Annotated in this window: 16 protein-coding genes; 3 read left to right on the top strand and 13 right to left on the bottom strand. The window is 44.4% G+C overall.

Features of this window, described 5'->3' with window-relative positions; genetic code table 11:
• Positions 1-42: 42 nt before the first annotated feature.
• From BT105_RS12100 to BT105_RS12065, 8 genes are all read right to left on the bottom strand, one after another.
• Entirely contained in the window at positions 43-687 is a 645-nt protein-coding gene (locus BT105_RS12100; RefSeq protein ID WP_081367893.1) for an HAD family hydrolase, read from the bottom strand.
• Between the two features lie 2 nt (positions 688-689).
• A complete protein-coding gene (gene hslO / locus BT105_RS12095; protein WP_072300984.1) occupies positions 690-1,562 on the bottom strand; it encodes an Hsp33 family molecular chaperone HslO in 873 nt (290 codons plus the stop codon).
• Between the two features lie 13 nt (positions 1,563-1,575).
• Entirely contained in the window at positions 1,576-2,343 is a 768-nt protein-coding gene (locus tag BT105_RS12090; protein WP_072300983.1) for a class I SAM-dependent DNA methyltransferase, read from the bottom strand.
• Positions 2,344-2,436: 93 nt separating this feature from the next.
• Positions 2,437-3,426, bottom strand: a complete 990-nt coding sequence (locus BT105_RS12085) for a hypothetical protein (protein WP_072300982.1) — start codon at positions 3,424-3,426, stop codon at positions 2,437-2,439.
• Between the two features lie 87 nt (positions 3,427-3,513).
• On the bottom strand, positions 3,514-6,276 hold the full coding sequence (gene secA, locus BT105_RS12080) for a preprotein translocase subunit SecA (protein WP_072300981.1): 2,763 nt from the start codon (positions 6,274-6,276) through the stop codon (positions 3,514-3,516).
• Positions 6,277-6,480: 204 nt separating this feature from the next.
• Positions 6,481-6,723: a hypothetical protein gene (locus BT105_RS12075; RefSeq protein WP_028514561.1), complete on the bottom strand. Its 243-nt coding sequence runs from the start codon at positions 6,721-6,723 to the stop codon at positions 6,481-6,483.
• 14 nt (positions 6,724-6,737) lie between these two features.
• Complete coding sequence (locus BT105_RS12070; RefSeq protein WP_072300980.1) at positions 6,738-6,980, bottom strand: hypothetical protein; 243 nt, start codon at positions 6,978-6,980, stop codon at positions 6,738-6,740.
• 15 nt (positions 6,981-6,995) lie between these two features.
• On the bottom strand, positions 6,996-7,253 hold the full coding sequence (locus tag BT105_RS12065) for a hypothetical protein (protein WP_072300979.1): 258 nt from the start codon (positions 7,251-7,253) through the stop codon (positions 6,996-6,998).
• A 159-nt stretch (positions 7,254-7,412) separates the two neighbouring features.
• On the opposite strand from BT105_RS12065, the gene BT105_RS12060 reads away from it, so the two are divergent.
• Together BT105_RS12060 and BT105_RS12055 are read left to right on the top strand one after the other, a co-directional pair.
• Positions 7,413-7,952 (top strand): 4'-phosphopantetheinyl transferase family protein, encoded by a 540-nt coding sequence (locus tag BT105_RS12060; protein ID WP_072300978.1) that lies wholly within the window; start codon positions 7,413-7,415, stop codon positions 7,950-7,952.
• Between the two features lie 315 nt (positions 7,953-8,267).
• Complete coding sequence (locus BT105_RS12055) at positions 8,268-8,513, top strand: IreB family regulatory phosphoprotein (protein WP_024860721.1); 246 nt, start codon at positions 8,268-8,270, stop codon at positions 8,511-8,513.
• Positions 8,514-8,601: 88 nt separating this feature from the next.
• Here the strand turns inward: BT105_RS12055 and BT105_RS12050 are convergent, their stop codons facing one another.
• Positions 8,602-9,114, bottom strand: a complete 513-nt coding sequence (locus tag BT105_RS12050) for a DUF6548 family protein (RefSeq protein ID WP_072300977.1) — start codon at positions 9,112-9,114, stop codon at positions 8,602-8,604.
• A 101-nt stretch (positions 9,115-9,215) separates the two neighbouring features.
• Positions 9,216-9,470 (bottom strand): TIGR03905 family TSCPD domain-containing protein, encoded by a 255-nt coding sequence (locus BT105_RS12045; RefSeq protein WP_072300976.1) that lies wholly within the window; start codon positions 9,468-9,470, stop codon positions 9,216-9,218.
• A gap of 198 nt (positions 9,471-9,668) precedes the next feature.
• On the opposite strand from BT105_RS12045, the gene BT105_RS12040 reads away from it, so the two are divergent.
• Positions 9,669-10,646, top strand: a complete 978-nt coding sequence (locus BT105_RS12040; RefSeq protein WP_072300975.1) for a glycoside hydrolase family 25 protein — start codon at positions 9,669-9,671, stop codon at positions 10,644-10,646.
• Positions 10,647-10,689: 43 nt separating this feature from the next.
• On the opposite strand, the gene BT105_RS12035 is transcribed toward BT105_RS12040, so the two are convergent.
• From BT105_RS12035 to BT105_RS12025, 3 genes are all read right to left on the bottom strand, one after another.
• On the bottom strand, positions 10,690-12,159 hold the full coding sequence (locus BT105_RS12035; RefSeq protein ID WP_072300974.1) for an MAC/perforin domain-containing protein: 1,470 nt from the start codon (positions 12,157-12,159) through the stop codon (positions 10,690-10,692).
• Positions 12,160-12,411: 252 nt separating this feature from the next.
• Positions 12,412-13,146: an N-acetylmuramoyl-L-alanine amidase gene (locus BT105_RS12030; protein WP_072300973.1), complete on the bottom strand. Its 735-nt coding sequence runs from the start codon at positions 13,144-13,146 to the stop codon at positions 12,412-12,414.
• Positions 13,147-13,245: 99 nt separating this feature from the next.
• Positions 13,246-15,309, bottom strand: coding sequence for a leucine-rich repeat protein (locus BT105_RS12025; RefSeq protein WP_072300972.1), 2,064 nt, complete (start codon positions 15,307-15,309; stop codon positions 13,246-13,248).
• Positions 15,310-15,367 lie beyond the last annotated feature (58 nt).

Here is a 15,367-nt window from a genome sequence, read left to right as displayed (position 1 = left end):
ACGGTAAACTTCGGGACGTCGGGGACGCCGTCCCCTACACTATTATTTCAATATGATATCTGCAATATCAGAAGCTCTTTCCGCAATGTAGTCCGCGCCCTCGGCTTCCAGCTCGGCACGTCCGCGGAATCCCCACGCACAGCCGATACTCGTGATCCCTGCATTTTTCGCAGTCTGAACGTCCACATTGCTGTCGCCTATCATGTACACGCGGTTCTCCGCGTCTGGCAGAGCCGCAAATATCTCAATAAGTATTGCACTGTCGGGCTTATGCGGCCTGTAGTCCACGCCGCCCAGCACCTTTACGAAATCAATATCGGGAAGAAGCTCCCATACTATCTCCCTCGCAACATCTTCGGGCTTATTGGTGGCGACTGCAAGGACAACTCCCCTGCTCTGGAGCTTTTCGAGAGTCTCCTTTATGCCGTCATACAGCCTTGTTTTGTCAAGATAATGGGCGCTGTAATACTCCCTGAACAAGCCGTGGAGCTCCGCTGACCTATCCTTTTTCCCCTCGGGAAGAGCTCTCTCACAGAGCTTTTTCGCGCCGTTTCCCACCATTTGCTTGTAGCTCTCATAGTCATGGGTGGGACAGCCCAGCTTTTCCAGTCCGTAATTCACTGCATCACCGAGGTCGCAGATAGTGTCGGCAAGAGTTCCGTCAAGGTCAAAAATCGCTGTTATCATGCTCATTCACCTATAAGCTTTCTTATCTCGTCGGGAGTGAAAACGTACTCCTTACCGCAGAAATGACAGCTTACCGCAGTGTCCTTGCCCTCGTCGGCTATGGACTTCAGCTCGTCCTTTCCTATGCTTATGAGTACGCGCTCGGTGCGCTCGCGGCTGCAATCGCACTTGTATACAGGGTGGGCAGTATCAAGCTCATTGGGCTCCAGCCCCTCAAGAAGCATATTTGCTATCTCCTCGGGAGTTATGCCCTCGTCAAGCATAGCCGATACGGGACGTATCTTCGCAACGTTTTTCTCGATAGTGTCTATGCACTTCTCGTCTGCAAATGGCAGGAGCTGTACAAGGAAGCCGCCTGCTGCCTTTACTGTAAGGTCTGGATTCACAAGAACTCCGAGGCTGCAAACCGTGGGTATCTGCTCGCTGGTAGCATAGTAGCTCGCGATATCCTCGGCTATCTCGCCTGATACGAGAGGGATAACGCCTACATATGGCTCTTTAAGTCCCATGTCCTTGACAACGGACAGAGTACCGTCCCTGCCGACTGCTCCGCCTACGTCAAGCTTGCCCTGCGCATTCAGTGGAAGCTCCACAACAGGATTGTTCACGCAGCTCTTTACGTTTCCCCTGCTGTCGGCAACTGCCACAAGCTGTCCCGAAGGACCGCCGCCGTCCACGCGGAGAGTTACGCTGTCCTCCTCGCCTTTCAGCATATAACCGATAAGTGAAGCGCCTATGGTAAGCCTGCCAAGACCTGCTGTGATGACTGCGGAGGTCTTGTGTATGCGCTCTATCTCCGAAACTATATCCTTAGCGTCAAGAACAGCTGCAAAAGCTGAACCGTCCGCTGAAATTGCCCTGTATAAATTACCCATTTTCCTTGTCCTTTCACTTTTTCTGCCCGTTTCTGATACATCTTGCAGCGTAGACTATACGCTGCGAATCAGACCTCGGCAGCTCAAATGTATCGTCGCCGTACTTGCCCAGCACCTCAAAGCCGCATTCGTCAAGAAGCCTTTCGATATCGGCTTCGCTGAACGCTCTCTCGGAAAGGCTGTCGGAGCTTCGTGAGTAAAGCCCGTTCTCCTCTCTCTCGAAGAACTCCAGATTCATCTTGACTTCAAGAGTGTCGATATCAAGGGTGTTCTCCCAGACGCAGTAGACGTTTTCCGTCTCATAGGTAAAGGTATTGTTTGCCAGCACAACGCGGTGCTTGTAGGGAGTATTCACATCAAAGATGAAAATCCCGTCCTGCTCCGAGAACAGAGCCACGCTACTGAACACCTTTTTCACGTCGTCAAGACCTGCAAGGTGGTTGATACTGTCAAGAGCACATACAGTCACATCTACCGTACCATAGAGGTCCAGCTCACGCATATCCTGACAGATATACTGTATGTCAAGTCCGCTGTCGAACTTCTTGTCCATAGCTATGCCCAGCATTTCCTCTGAGTAATCCACGCCTATGACGTCATAGCCAAGGCCTGCCATTACCTCCGAGATACTTCCCGTACCGCAGGCAAGGTCGAGGAGGATATTCTCCTTTGTGGTCTTGAAGCGCTTGATGATACTGTGGAAGTATTCTCCCCGCTTTTTATAGTCGATATTCGCAGTAAGCTCGTCATAGTAACGCGCAAATGCACTGTATCTGCTCATAATAATATCTCCATTTTATCAATGTCAAACAAAGGGCTGCACCATGTCGGCGCAGCCCGCTTCTGTTATTCAGCAAAGCCGAAGTGCAGATAGTTATTCTTCATTTGGTTCTTCTGATGTAGGCTGATTGTTTTCACCTATAAGATTGCCCTCGCTGTCACGAGTCTCTCTTGATATCTCAGCACCGTTCTCATCGTAGTTGATATAGTCGATGAGAATATCGCCGCTGTTTGTATACTGGTGGATATATTCCCTGAGCACAAGCTTGTTCTGTGCATTCCACTCAAAGGACTTCTTCTCGTACTCTATCTTGTCCTCTTTCTTGTCGAGAACTACAAGTCTGTTTGAAGATGTGTCCTTCTTTATCTCGAACTTAAGAGCATTGAGCTCTTCCCATACTGTGTACTTGCCCTCGTCGGGATCATACTTGAAGTACTTGCCCGATATATTCAGCTCGTCTTCCTTTTCCTTTACAAAGAGGTCAGGATATCCGTCGCCGTCGAAGTCTACTTTTTCAAGGAAATCGTTGATAGTCTTGTTGGAGTTCTTTTCAAGCTCTTCCTTTATCTCAGTTGTATCAACGTTAAGAGTCTGACAGGAACGGCTCCTGCCGTCGCTGTAAGGACGGATAACCTCGATCTTATCGGGCTTGTCGCTCTTGAAATCAAATGTCACTGAGCTGTAGTCCTTGTGATCGTATGTTGCAGGCTCTGTAGCAGGCTGATGTGTTGAAGAAGCAGAAGTTGTTGTCCTTGAAGTAGTTCTCGGAGCTGTAGGAACAACTCTTGTAGTTCCGTGGACTACGCTGTTTCCGCCCGAAGCTCTTGTAACAACTCGTCCTGTTGCCTTGGCAGCAGTAGTAGTAGTTCCCGATATCTTTTCACCGGCTTTTTTGGTAGTGGTGGTCTTTTTGCCGTCATCATCCGTAGTAGTCTCAGTCTCAGATGTTGCAGCTCCCTTAGTCGTAGAAGAAGCAGTACCCGAAACTATCTCGATATGACTGTCTGTCTCAGACACATCCTTTACCTTACCGCAGCCGGCTAAAAGCGCGAGAAGAACAACGGGAAGAATATACTTTTTCATAATGTCACCTCATAAAACCTTTCTTTCTCTTTGAAAAAAGCCTTTCATGCCGAAAGGGGCGATAGCCGCCCCCTCTCGGTAATGGTATCACTTGCTTTCCATATCCTTTGCCTTACAGCACTTTTTATACTTCTTGCCGCTTCCGCATGGGCATGGATCATTATCGCCGATCTTCTTTGCGCGTACAGGCTCGTCGGAGAAGCTGCCGTCTCCTGCTCCTGCGTTAGGAGCGTCAGGCTTAGCCACCTGCTCACGCTCGGGAGCTTCGTTTCTCTGGAGCTTGACAGTAAGGAGCATACGGATAGTATCCTCACGGATAGCCTCGACCATAGCGTCGAACATCTCAAAGCCCTCGTAACGGTACTCGATAACAGGGTTCTTCTGACCGTATGAACGGAGTCCGATACCCTTCTTGAGCTCTTCCATGTCGTCGATGTGAGCCATCCACTTTGTATCAACGACCTTGAGGAGGATAACTCTTTCGAGCTCACGCATGATCTCTGAGCCGTATTCCTCTTCCTTAGCCTGATATATCTCGCCTGCCTTGGTGCTGAGAGCGTTTACGATATCCTCCTTGGATACCTCCTGAAGCTCCTCATCAGTGAATGTGAGATCCTCAGGACCGATGAGCCAGCCGAGGAAGTGCTCCTTGAGACCAACGATGTTCCAGTCGTCCTTGACCTCGTCATCAACAAGGTAGGTATCAACAGTAGAGCTGATAAGATCCTCCATCATCTTGAGAATGCTCTCGTGGAGATCCTCACCGTCCAGCACCTGAGCTCTCTGCTTGTAGATTATCTCACGCTGTGTATTCATAACGTCGTCGTAGTTGAGGACGTTCTTTCTTATGCTGAAGTTCTGTCCCTCGACCTTCTTCTGTGATGACTCGATTATCTTTGTGAGCATTTTGCTCTCGATAGGAGTATTCTCGTCGACGTTGAGAGTCTTCATAAGGTTTTCGAGGCGGTCGCCTGCGAAGATACGCATGAGGTTATCCTCGATCGAGAGGAAGAAGCAGCTTTCGCCCTCGTCGCCCTGACGTCCTGAACGTCCGCGGAGCTGGTTGTCGATACGGCGTGACTCGTGACGCTCTGTACCGAGGATATAAAGTCCGCCTGCTTCCTTGACTGCAACAGCCTTTTCCTTTACCTCTGCGTTGAATTTATCATAAAGCTCACGGTAGAGCTTTCTTGCTTCGATAACTTCCGGTACATCTGTATCAGCGAAGCCGATAGCCTCGGTGATTATCTCCTCGGGTATCTCGCGCTTTCTCAGCTCTGCTCTTGCAAGGAACTCAGCGTTACCGCCCAGCATGATATCGGTACCACGTCCTGCCATGTTGGTTGCGATAGTAACAGCGCCGTACTTACCTGCCTGAGCAACTATCTCAGCTTCCTTAGCGTGCTGCTTGGCGTTGAGTACCTCGTGCTTGATGCCCTTTCTCTTGAGCATAGCGGAGAGGAGCTCTGACTTTTCGATAGAAACAGTACCAACGAGGATAGGCTGTCCCTTGTCGTGGCACTCCTTTATCTTCTCGATGATAGCAGCATACTTGCCCTTTTCTGTTGTATATACCTGATCGTTATGGTCGATACGGATAACAGGCTTGTTAGTCGGTATAGCGATAACGTCGAGCTTGTATATCTCCTTGAACTCGTCCTCTTCGGTCATGGCAGTACCTGTCATACCTGAGAGCTTTGTGTAAAGACGGAAGAAGTTCTGGAAGGTGATAGTAGCCAGAGTCTTTGACTCGCTCTTTATCTTAACGCCTTCCTTAGCCTCGATAGCCTGGTGGAGACCGTCGTTGAAACGACGTCCCATCATAAGACGGCCTGTAAACTCGTCAACGATAATGATCTCGCCGTCCTTGACAACGTAGTCGATATCGTTCTTCATAACGCCGTTAGCCTTGATAGCCTGATTGATGTGGTGGAGAAGAGTCATATTCTCGGAATCCATAAGGTTCTCGACTCTGAATGCCTCCTCAGCCTTCTTAACACCGCGCTGTGTGATAGTAGCGGTCTTTGCCTTTTCGTCGATGATATAGTCAGCGGTATCGTTGATAGCGTCCTGGTCTACCTTGTCGTCCATTTCAACGACTGTAGTAGCAGTAAGTGTCTTTGCAAAGCGGTCAACGATAGCATAAAGGTCTGTTGACTTGTCTCCGCGTCCGGAAATGATAAGCGGAGTACGAGCCTCGTCGATGAGGATAGAGTCTACCTCGTCCACGATAGCGAAGTTAGGAGCACGCTGAACGCGCTCTTCCTTGTGGGTAACCATGTTGTCACGGAGGTAATCGAAGCCCAGCTCGTTGTTTGTAGCGTAGGTTACGTCGCAGTTATAAGCTGCACGGCGCTGGTCGTTGTTAAGTCCGTGGAGGATACAGCCGACTGTAAGTCCCAGCCAGCGGAGTACCTTGCCCATTTCCTCAGCCTGTGTCTTAGCGAGGTAGTCGTTAACGGTAACGACGTGAACGCCCAGACCTGAGAGAGCATTAAGATAAGAAGCAACACAGGCAACGAGAGTTTTACCTTCACCTGTCTTCATCTCGGCGATACGTCCCTGATGAAGAACGATAGCACCGATAATCTGTACTGGGTAAGGCTTCTTCTCGAGTACACGCCAAGCGGCTTCTCTTACGGTAGCAAGAGCCTCGGGGAGGATATCGTCGAGAGTCTCGCCGTCCTCCAGTCTCTCCTTGAATTCAGCGGTCTTGCCCTTGAGCTCTGCGTCGGAGAGTTTCTGATACTCCTCGTCCAGATCGAGGACTTTATTTTTAATAGGTTCGATACGCTTGAGCTCGCGGTTGGAGTAAGCGTTCGCACCGAAAATGTTCTTGAATAAACCCATTTTTGCTTTCCGCCTTTACTTTATTATAGTGTAGGTATGATAAATCATATAAGTAGACATAATATATTTTACAACAAACGACATTGTTTGTCAATACCCATAATACAAATAGCGGACAATGTCCGCTATTTCAACAAAAATGCGTGTTTCGGTCAAAGAGCTTGTGCTATTTTTACGCATTTGCGGCAACTATTGCCTGTTTGGTCAGCCGATCTTTCCCACTCCCTGCGCTGTTTCGCAGCAGGAAGAAAACATATCTGCCGCTGCATTGGCTAAGGAATTCAGGATAAGCAATATCCCTGCTATCAGCACTGCAAGTATGATGAGCACTATTTTGACCGCCTTTTTGATCGTCTCCTTGTCCTCTTCTGCTGTTTTAGAGGGATCAATAAATGCCAAAGCCACCCATATCCCGATTATCACAAGGGTTATTACGATAAACAGCATATTATCCTCTCCTTTCAGCCTATTCTTCCTATTTCCTCCACTGTACCACAACAGGAATCAAATATTTTATTAAACTCCTTCTTTGCACTGCTAATTATCAGCCAGCTTCCCGCTATCATGGTCACAAGCACGATCAGAACTATTATAAGGGCTTTTATGCCGCTGTTATTTCCTTTGCTCTCTGATTCTGTCGGGGAATTATCCATAAAATCTATCACTATCCATATTGCTGTAAGCATAATAATTATTATTATCATATCCTGACTTTCCTTTCAGCCTATCCTACCGCAGGTCTGTATCTCATTAAAGCATGATTCTAAAACACCCTCTATAATTAATTCTACAATGAATTGAAAAATAACCACCGCAAAGAATAAAACACATATAACAACCGAAGCCAAAAGAACTATACCTGTGATCCTTACGCTTAACTTTTTAGAAACACAAAGCATACAAAGACCAACTATCATCATAATTAAAAGCAATAAACAAAATAATAGCAGCGGTAAACCCATTTCTGTATTTATCATATTTTCCCTCCTTGAAATGCATGAGCTTTCTTTATGCTATTATAATACCATCAGAAGCTCCCGTGCACAAGGTGTCATTTGTCACTTTTTCAGTGACATTTGTCACTGTTTCTCTTGTAATCGGACTGCCGAAATGATATAATATTAGCGGTGATAATTATGCTTATGATATCAATGATAGACTTGGATAAACGCGAATTTCACAGCCATGCGCATAAAATGCTTCGGGAGTGTCTCCGCAAAATGGGCATAGAATACGGCGATGCTACGCCGATCGTCAAAGGAAAGCTGGGCAAGCCCTCCCTTGCGGAATATCCCGATGTACACTACAATCTCTCCCATGCAAGCGGTATAGCCGCCTGTATGGTCTCGGACCGTGAATGCGGCATAGACTGCGAGAACGTCCGCGATTTCCGTCCAAATGTTATGAAACGGGCTTTTTCGGAAAAGGAACGTGAAATGGTTGAAAAAGCTCCCGAAAGCGAGAAAAATCTGCTGTTTTTCCGCCTGTGGACTCTCAAAGAAGCCTATGTAAAAGCGCTCGGCGTGGGTATCTCCTACCCTATGGATACGGCGGAGTTCAGCTTTGACGGCGAAAACATCATTACCGATATCGAAAACTGCCGTTTCCGCCAGTTTATACTCAAAAACGGCAGCTTTGTAGTCTCGGTATGCGAGATCAATAACGGAGACAATTGACATTTTTGTGGAACATCGGGGCAATATGACTTTTTTCGCGGTGCTCAGGCTGTGCAAAATCCCTAAATTCAACGGGGAATTTCGTTCAAATCGGGAAAAATTCCGTTCTGCCCTTGCATTGCCGCTGATTTTAGGGTATAATATTATTATAATGACCGTCAAAAATTTGACGTTCATTATAATAAAAAGATAAAAAATGCCTCGCACATTCGCAAACTTATGTTTGCTCCGTGCGTATCGGCAAATAGCAAACGCCAAATACTTTTTGCCGTTTGCTATATATAAATGTATTCCAAGCAGCGGGAGGCTGATATTATGTTTGATAAAACCATGACTTTTTCCGTAAATGAGGACAAAGAAGCTGAACTCAAAAAGAATCTCACTATCATATACGACGCTCTCACAGAAAAGGGCTATAACCCCGTAAATCAGATAGTAGGCTATATTCTTTCGGAAGATCCTACATACATCACGACCTACAACAATGCAAGAAGTCTTATCCGTCACATCGACCGCGATGAGCTTTTGCAGGTTCTGGTAAGGTCTTATCTCAACGCATAAAATTAAGGACGGTCAATGACCGTCCTTTTTTAATTCATAATTGAGGTGTCCGCTGACGCGGACTGATTTAAATATGCATGAGCAAAATCTATCCAAAAAAGAATCTTATAATACGTTCCCATAAACTCGGACGTTTCTGCGGCGGTATTTCCTCTTTGAACTGGACATATTCTAAGTTTGACTTACTATGCCAGTTGTAACCATACCATGTTTCTGTTTTCCTATAGAGTTGCTGGTTGGTGCTTGGCTTTGGAGGCTGCGTGGTTTGTTGAACTGGTTTACGTTGTATTGTTTGGGAAACTTTACGTATCCTTGACAGTGGATCATCAGCTGTGAACAGTCGGTTATAGAAATTTTCAAGCCAATCATAATCTTCTTCTTCGCCCTCGAAAATATCGTCATGAACAAGTTGGTTTCTGAGCCAACGTACACGTTTCAATTCGATGTAGTCATTTCGCCATGATTGAACATAAGTATATCCTTTTCCACAGTTAATCTCCATTTGTCGAATATACTCCGATACACCCTCGTTTGAAGAATAAGCGTCCTTTATGAATTTATCAACTTTTATGTATAAGCTTAAAAAATCCCTGTCATGCATATTTTCACCAGCTTTCGTTCTGAATTTCGGCTAATTAAGCGCAAGGGCTGCCCAAAGCAGCCCTACTTTCTTAGTTCTTAGCTCTTAGTTCTAAACTCTGCTCACTTCTGTGCTTCATAAGCCTCACGTACAGCAATGCACAGCTGGTCTGCGCATGAAGTTGGGCGCTGACCGCAGGTGTTGCCCTTGAGCTTTGCCTCTATCTGCTCAACGGTCCAGCCGTCAAGAACCTTCGACAGTGCCTTGAGATTTCCGTTGCAGCCGCCGCGGAAAGCAATATTTGTGATGACGTTCCCGTCGATATTGAAGCTTATCTCCTGAGAACAGACCATTTTTGTCTTGTATTTGTACTCCATGATAATCTCTCCTGTAATAAAATTGTTTCTGTAATAATAATTTTATACTATACGGCAGGGCTTGTCAATGGAAATAAGATGAATTTTCAGTGAAAACGCCCCATAGTGACGAAATTGTAAGAATTTTGAGGTTTACAAACTGCGAAAAATGTGATATTATATACTTACAGACAAATAAAATCTATAAAGGAGATAAAAATGGCAGACAACAAAAGACGTATACGCTTCAAGAGCATAGCTCTGGTAGAAGCTGTTATAATCCTGATACTTACGCTCCTGCTGATATGGGCGGCATTTATCCGCGGCAGAGATAAGGCAGTCCCTGCAAATGCCAGTGTCAAAAAGGACATACGCAGGAGAGCTGTAATAGAAAAAGAGGAGACTTTCTACCAGCTTGACGGCAAGAAGATACTCATGAACGACGGTACATACGGCGAGGTCTTCGTCCCTGTTTATGCGGACGTTCCTGCCAGCACTATAAACCTTGACGAGCTCACCATGCGCAACGGCTACGCCTATTACAAGGAAAACGGCGAGGTGGTATCCACTACGGGAGTCGATGTTTCCGAGTTTCAGGGCGAGATTGACTGGGAACAGGTAAAGCAGGCTGATATCGACTTTGCGTTCATACGCGTGGGCTACCGTACATACGGCGACGGAATAGTTACCTATGATTCGGCTTTCCAGCGCAATATCGAGGGAGCTCTCGACGCAGGCATAAAGGTGGGAGTTTACTTCTACTCGCAGGCTACCGACGCCGACGAGGCTATAGCAGAAGCCGACGCAGTCATCGACGCACTTGCCGATTATAAGATAACATACCCCGTGGTTTACGACTGGGAGATAGTTCACGACGCGGCAAGAACCGACAATGTCAGCGTTGAAGCTCTTGCGGACTGCTGTGTGGCATTCTGCGAGAGAGTAAAGGACTCGGGATATACTCCCATGGTTTATCAGAATACAGGAACAGCCATGCACAAGCTTGACCTGCCTAGGATAAAGGATTACGACTTCTGGCTCGCCGAGTACGCTGAAAAGCCCTCTTACTACTATGACTTCAAGATATGGCAGTACTCCAATACGGGAAGAGTCCCCGGTATTGAAGGCGATGTTGACCTTAACATCTGCTTCCGTCCATACGACGGCAAGATAAAAGAGACCGAGAAAAATACATAAGACGAAGCCCCCGTTTATATACGGGGGCTTGATTTATATACTATCAGCGCTTCATGTAAACAAATGTCTTTTTTCCGGATTTACTTCCTCTGTTCATGCTTGCTTGATTAGTAGTGTCGAACCATGTAACAGTTGTACCTAAATTATCGGTTGCTTTTACATTTTCAGCCAAAGCTGCATTTATTCTGCGTACTGGCTTTTTATTTGCATTTTTTGATGTGTACAGATATATCCACGTACCCTTGACACCCCTATTCAGATCGCCGTAATAAGAACCGGTAACGCGAGTATATGTCGCACCGTTCTTACTATTTAAGGTATCATGCTCTGTTTCACTTACCTTAGTGCAATATAAGCCTTGAATATCTTTAATAGCATCTGCTTTAGAGCCTAACTTATAACCAATGTAAATGTAATATCCCGAATGGCAGCTATAATTCATATCAAGATCAAGAATATGATATTCATCGCTTTTTGCCGTGATAGCTGCACAAGCGTCACCATAACTACTACCTGTACCAACTATAAGCTCAGTAATATAAGAATCGTTTGAAGCAATTGTGTTGTTCAGTTTAGAAAGCTCTGACTCATAATAGTTTTTGAGTTCATTGCTGCGTCTTGAAGAAGCAGCAAGATCCCAGACAGGAACAAGAGAATCGCGATCATAAATACTGCAAAATTCACTGTTTGCCTTTGTGATGGACTTCAGCCATCTCTGAAAATCATTGCTGAAATTATCCATAGAAGTATTATTCAGATCGCCGTCGCCGCCAATAGACGAAGCATGGAAATCTGTACGCGACATAACACTTTTCATGGTCTTTGTCCACTCGGTATTATTTGATACGCTCGCAATGTCTTTATATCCTATTTCCAGCTTTGCCTTTAATTCTTCCGCGGTTTCATCGCTGCTTTTTTCAGTAGTATTGCAGATATCCGCACGTCCGCCGTATAAAGCGCCAACGATAAGATGAGTTCCGTATATATCAAATAAAGTCTTTGGCGACATTGAAGAATTCAAGTCATTAGCAAACTGACTGTCAAGATTATTCTTGTAATCAAATTTATTCATCAGTTCACGATAAGTAAATTTTACTCCATAAGCCTTAAGATAGACATTTTCCTTTGTGCTGTTTTTGCTGTTTGAAAATCCAATATTAAAGTCAGCCTTGAAGCCTGAAAATAAAACATTTAAAGATGAATTATTAGTAAATTTCTCGGAAAGCTCTTCCAGAGATTCGCTCGCATCCTTGTGAAAATCCTGTATCGAATATACTTCTTCCTTAACTGTGTCGTTTGATCTGTAATTTACGTTAAGAATAGGATTTGTGCGGCGAGTATACTCTATACTTGGGTATAATGCCTTTAATGCATTGATACCATAACCCAGTACGGTATTTTCCTTCTCCTTTACACCGGCTGTTGAACTGCCGGCAGGTCTTGTTGATGAACCTCTTGCAGGTCTTGAACTTACACTTTTGATTCCTGTTGATGATGTTCTTCTTGTTGGCATAACAATCTCTCCCTAATAAATAATAAAATTGATTTGATAAATGTAATTTGTCTGTTGGAATAATATTCGGCGCCTGAACTTTTTCCGTACCTCTGTGGTATGCTCTTATTCTATCACGTTCCTGCGACTTTGAAAAGATGTCATTTGTCACTTTTTGAGTGACATTTGTCACTAAAAAAATGACATATGTCACTTCTGCAAGTTAAAGTTATCCTACCAATCATAAAAAGGCAGCCGAAGCTGCCTTTTTTACTATTTCTTTCGGTTCACGAAGTCGCTTATGCCTGTATACAGCGTAAACGCCACCTTTTCACGATAGTCCTCTGTACACAGCATAGCCGCCTCCTCGGGGTTAGACAGGAATCCGCACTCCGCCATTACAGTGGGATTCTCGCTGTAATAGCACAGAAAGAGCTCCTTGCCGCAGAGCTTTATCTCTCGGTTATTATCAGGCTGCAAAAGCTCCCTGAATCGGCTCTGGAGCGCACGTGCAAGGGCTTCGCTGTTCTTGTTGCTGTTGGAATAAAACATCTGGGCGCCGCTGTATTTTGCGTCCGTGAACTGGTTCTGGTGTATGGACAGGCACAGTGCGTTGTCCGTTTCATTGAAGATCGCCAGCCTGTTGTCCATGTCGGAGCTCTTCTGCTCCGCGATACCCACTATGCCCTCATCGTGGATAGACCTGTCGGTGTCTCGTGTCACTTTGACCTCGTAGCCGTTTATCTCCAGCAGATCGCGAAGCCGAAGCAGTATGTCCAGATTTATGCCTTTCTCGGGTACGCCCTCCGCCGACGTGCAGCCGCCGTCTATGCCGCCGTGCCCTGCATCAAGCACGATTATGGGCTTTTCGTTGTCAAGGTCAGTAAGCGATGCAGGCAGAGCTCCTTTCTCTGCCCTTTCGGCGATACGCGATGCTCCGTACAGCGTAAACAGCGCACAGCCGCAAAGCAGAGCTCCACTGACTATTTTTCTGTGTGTTTTTCTCATACAGGTTTCTCCTTTTTTGATAATTGGTCACTGAATTATATGAGCGGAACACACTATATATGCAAAATCTCCGGCCATATGGCAGGAGATTTATTAATATCAATCTAAAGATTTGAGTTTACCTAAGAGATAAAGCTGTATACGCTGTGCATCATTTACCGTCAAGCCATCTCCATCTGTATCTGCACATTTAGATCCTTCTGAAGTAATATGTCTTGGATCAGTTCCGTTTACTCCGTACTTATTCGGATTTGCAAGCGCCTGCATAATAAGCACAATATCAGACATATCTAACTGACCGTCGCCATTTGCATCGCCATTCATAGGCTTATCTGCTGTTTCGGAGGAAGATTCCTCATCTATTGCTTCAAATTTAATATTAAATTTGTTTGCAAATTCCTCTGCAGTAGAACCCTTATAGCCTCTTATCACACAATGATCGAGTTCCTTTCCTGAGTCGAGATAATTACGATCATTTTCCCATATTTTACATTGTGGATTTAAAAAGGTAACTGATGTGAGATTGCTGCAATCCCCAAATGTGCTGTTATACACCGACTCAACACTTTCAGGAAACACTATTGATCTAATACTACATTCTCTAAACGCTGAATCTCCTATTTCTTTAATACCACCGGAGAGTTTTATTTTTTCGAGTTTTTCACAAAAAACAAAAGCATATTCACATATTATTTCGATACTATCAGGGAATTCCACAGATGTAAGACTATCGCAGCAGCGAAATGCAAAATCACCTATATATGCAGTGCCGTCAGGTATATTTATACTCTCAAGTGCAGTACAATGATCAAATGCATAACTACCTATTTTTAAAACACCATCCGGTAGAGTTACTGAGGTAATATCTTTACATTTCTCAAATGCTCTTGCCGCAATAAATGTAACGGGCTTGTCTTCAACCTTATCAGGAATAACGATAGTACCTTTTGCATTTTTATCACATTTTAAAACCAATGCAGTATCATCGAAAACAACGTATGTCACATTATCAACTATAACTTTCTTGGCATTTTCATCTCCAAGCGCAATAAAAACAATTTCATTTTCCTCAGCAAATGCCTGTGCAGAAGAACCTTCATAGCCATAAATAAGGTCAATATAATAAGAACCATGTAAAGATGTAAAATCAAATTCAGGATTCAGAACTGTAAGCGAATCAAAATTCCTTGAATCCAAATTTAAACTATCTATTTTTTCAGGTATAGTTACAGAAGCAATGTTATCACACATATCAAATGCGCCTTCATCTATTCTTTCAAGACTGTTCGGAAGGGACAGCTCTTTAAGATTTCTACAAAAGAAGAATGCACTTTTTCCTATGCTTGTAACACCTTCAGGTATTTCTACCGATTCGAGTTTCATACAATGCATAAATAATTCATCACTTATACTTTTTAAATTCTTTGGCAGTACTGCCGATTCAAGATTGTCACAGGATAAAAATGTCCCTATTCCTATTTCCGTAATACTATCAGGAAGAATGACTTTTTTCAGATCAGAACAGAACTTAAACACGTCTTCACCAATAGATAATACACCTTCAGGAATTTCTATGGATCCAAGACTTTCACAGTGCATAAATGCCTCACTTTTGATCTCCCTTAAACTATCAGGGAGATCAACGCTTTTTAATTTCTTACACATTGCAAATGTTTCCGTCCCTATCGTTTCGATCTCACCCTGAATAGATACGGTTTCGAGATTCTCACAGCCCCTAAAAGCTGCATTACCAATAGTTTTTACACTATCAGGGATAGTTACGGTCACAAGATTCTCACAGCTACCGAAAGCTAAATCACCAATGGCTTTTATATTATCAGGAATAATTGCCTTTTTTAGGTTTTTGCATCCCATAAAGCAACCATCACTCAATACTGTAAGAGGCACACCTTTGACTGTTTCGGGAAGTATCAGCTCCTCTTTACTATAGCTTCTGGCAAAATCCAACTCTGCATGATCGCTGTAGATCTTAAACTCAAAACGCTCATCATACGTATAGCCCTCATCAGGCACGCTGAATCTTTCAAAGTCATCACTTTCAGCCGCATTGATAATGTCTGGTGAATAATCGTTTACTATCTGCATTGCCCCAAATGAGATAGTAAGTGCCGTAACAAAAGATAAGATTTTTTTGATTTTCATTTTTTTACTCCTTTTATATCATTAGTCTTTCGACTTATACGGAATTATACCACAAAAA

Source organism: Ruminococcus flavefaciens (assembly GCF_900119075.1).
In the GTDB taxonomy this organism is placed as follows: Bacteria; Bacillota; Clostridia; order Oscillospirales; family Ruminococcaceae; genus Ruminococcus; species Ruminococcus flavefaciens_Q.
The sequence above is the reverse complement of the archived record's forward strand: the minus strand, read 5'-3'. Positions and strand labels throughout refer to the sequence as shown.

Excerpts from the sequence above, each read along its gene's own strand:
- BT105_RS12100 (WP_081367893.1), bottom strand. The coding sequence starts at position 687 with ATGATAACAGCGATTTTTGACCTTGACGGAACTCTTGCCGACACTATC.
- hslO (WP_072300984.1), bottom strand. The coding sequence starts at position 1,562 with ATGGGTAATTTATACAGGGCAATTTCAGCGGACGGTTCAGCTTTTGCA.
- BT105_RS12090 (WP_072300983.1), bottom strand. The coding sequence starts at position 2,343 with ATGAGCAGATACAGTGCATTTGCGCGTTACTATGACGAGCTTACTGCG.
- BT105_RS12085 (WP_072300982.1), bottom strand. The coding sequence starts at position 3,426 with ATGAAAAAGTATATTCTTCCCGTTGTTCTTCTCGCGCTTTTAGCCGGC.
- secA (WP_072300981.1), bottom strand. The coding sequence starts at position 6,276 with ATGGGTTTATTCAAGAACATTTTCGGTGCGAACGCTTACTCCAACCGC.
- BT105_RS12075 (WP_028514561.1), bottom strand. The coding sequence starts at position 6,723 with ATGCTGTTTATCGTAATAACCCTTGTGATAATCGGGATATGGGTGGCT.
- BT105_RS12070 (WP_072300980.1), bottom strand. The coding sequence starts at position 6,980 with ATGATAATAATAATTATTATGCTTACAGCAATATGGATAGTGATAGAT.
- BT105_RS12065 (WP_072300979.1), bottom strand. The coding sequence starts at position 7,253 with ATGATAAATACAGAAATGGGTTTACCGCTGCTATTATTTTGTTTATTG.
- BT105_RS12060 (WP_072300978.1), top strand. The coding sequence starts at position 7,413 with ATGCTTATGATATCAATGATAGACTTGGATAAACGCGAATTTCACAGC.
- BT105_RS12055 (WP_024860721.1), top strand. The coding sequence starts at position 8,268 with ATGTTTGATAAAACCATGACTTTTTCCGTAAATGAGGACAAAGAAGCT.
- BT105_RS12050 (WP_072300977.1), bottom strand. The coding sequence starts at position 9,114 with ATGCATGACAGGGATTTTTTAAGCTTATACATAAAAGTTGATAAATTC.
- BT105_RS12045 (WP_072300976.1), bottom strand. The coding sequence starts at position 9,470 with ATGGAGTACAAATACAAGACAAAAATGGTCTGTTCTCAGGAGATAAGC.
- BT105_RS12040 (WP_072300975.1), top strand. The coding sequence starts at position 9,669 with ATGGCAGACAACAAAAGACGTATACGCTTCAAGAGCATAGCTCTGGTA.
- BT105_RS12035 (WP_072300974.1), bottom strand. The coding sequence starts at position 12,159 with ATGCCAACAAGAAGAACATCATCAACAGGAATCAAAAGTGTAAGTTCA.
- BT105_RS12030 (WP_072300973.1), bottom strand. The coding sequence starts at position 13,146 with ATGAGAAAAACACACAGAAAAATAGTCAGTGGAGCTCTGCTTTGCGGC.
- BT105_RS12025 (WP_072300972.1), bottom strand. The coding sequence starts at position 15,309 with ATGAAAATCAAAAAAATCTTATCTTTTGTTACGGCACTTACTATCTCA.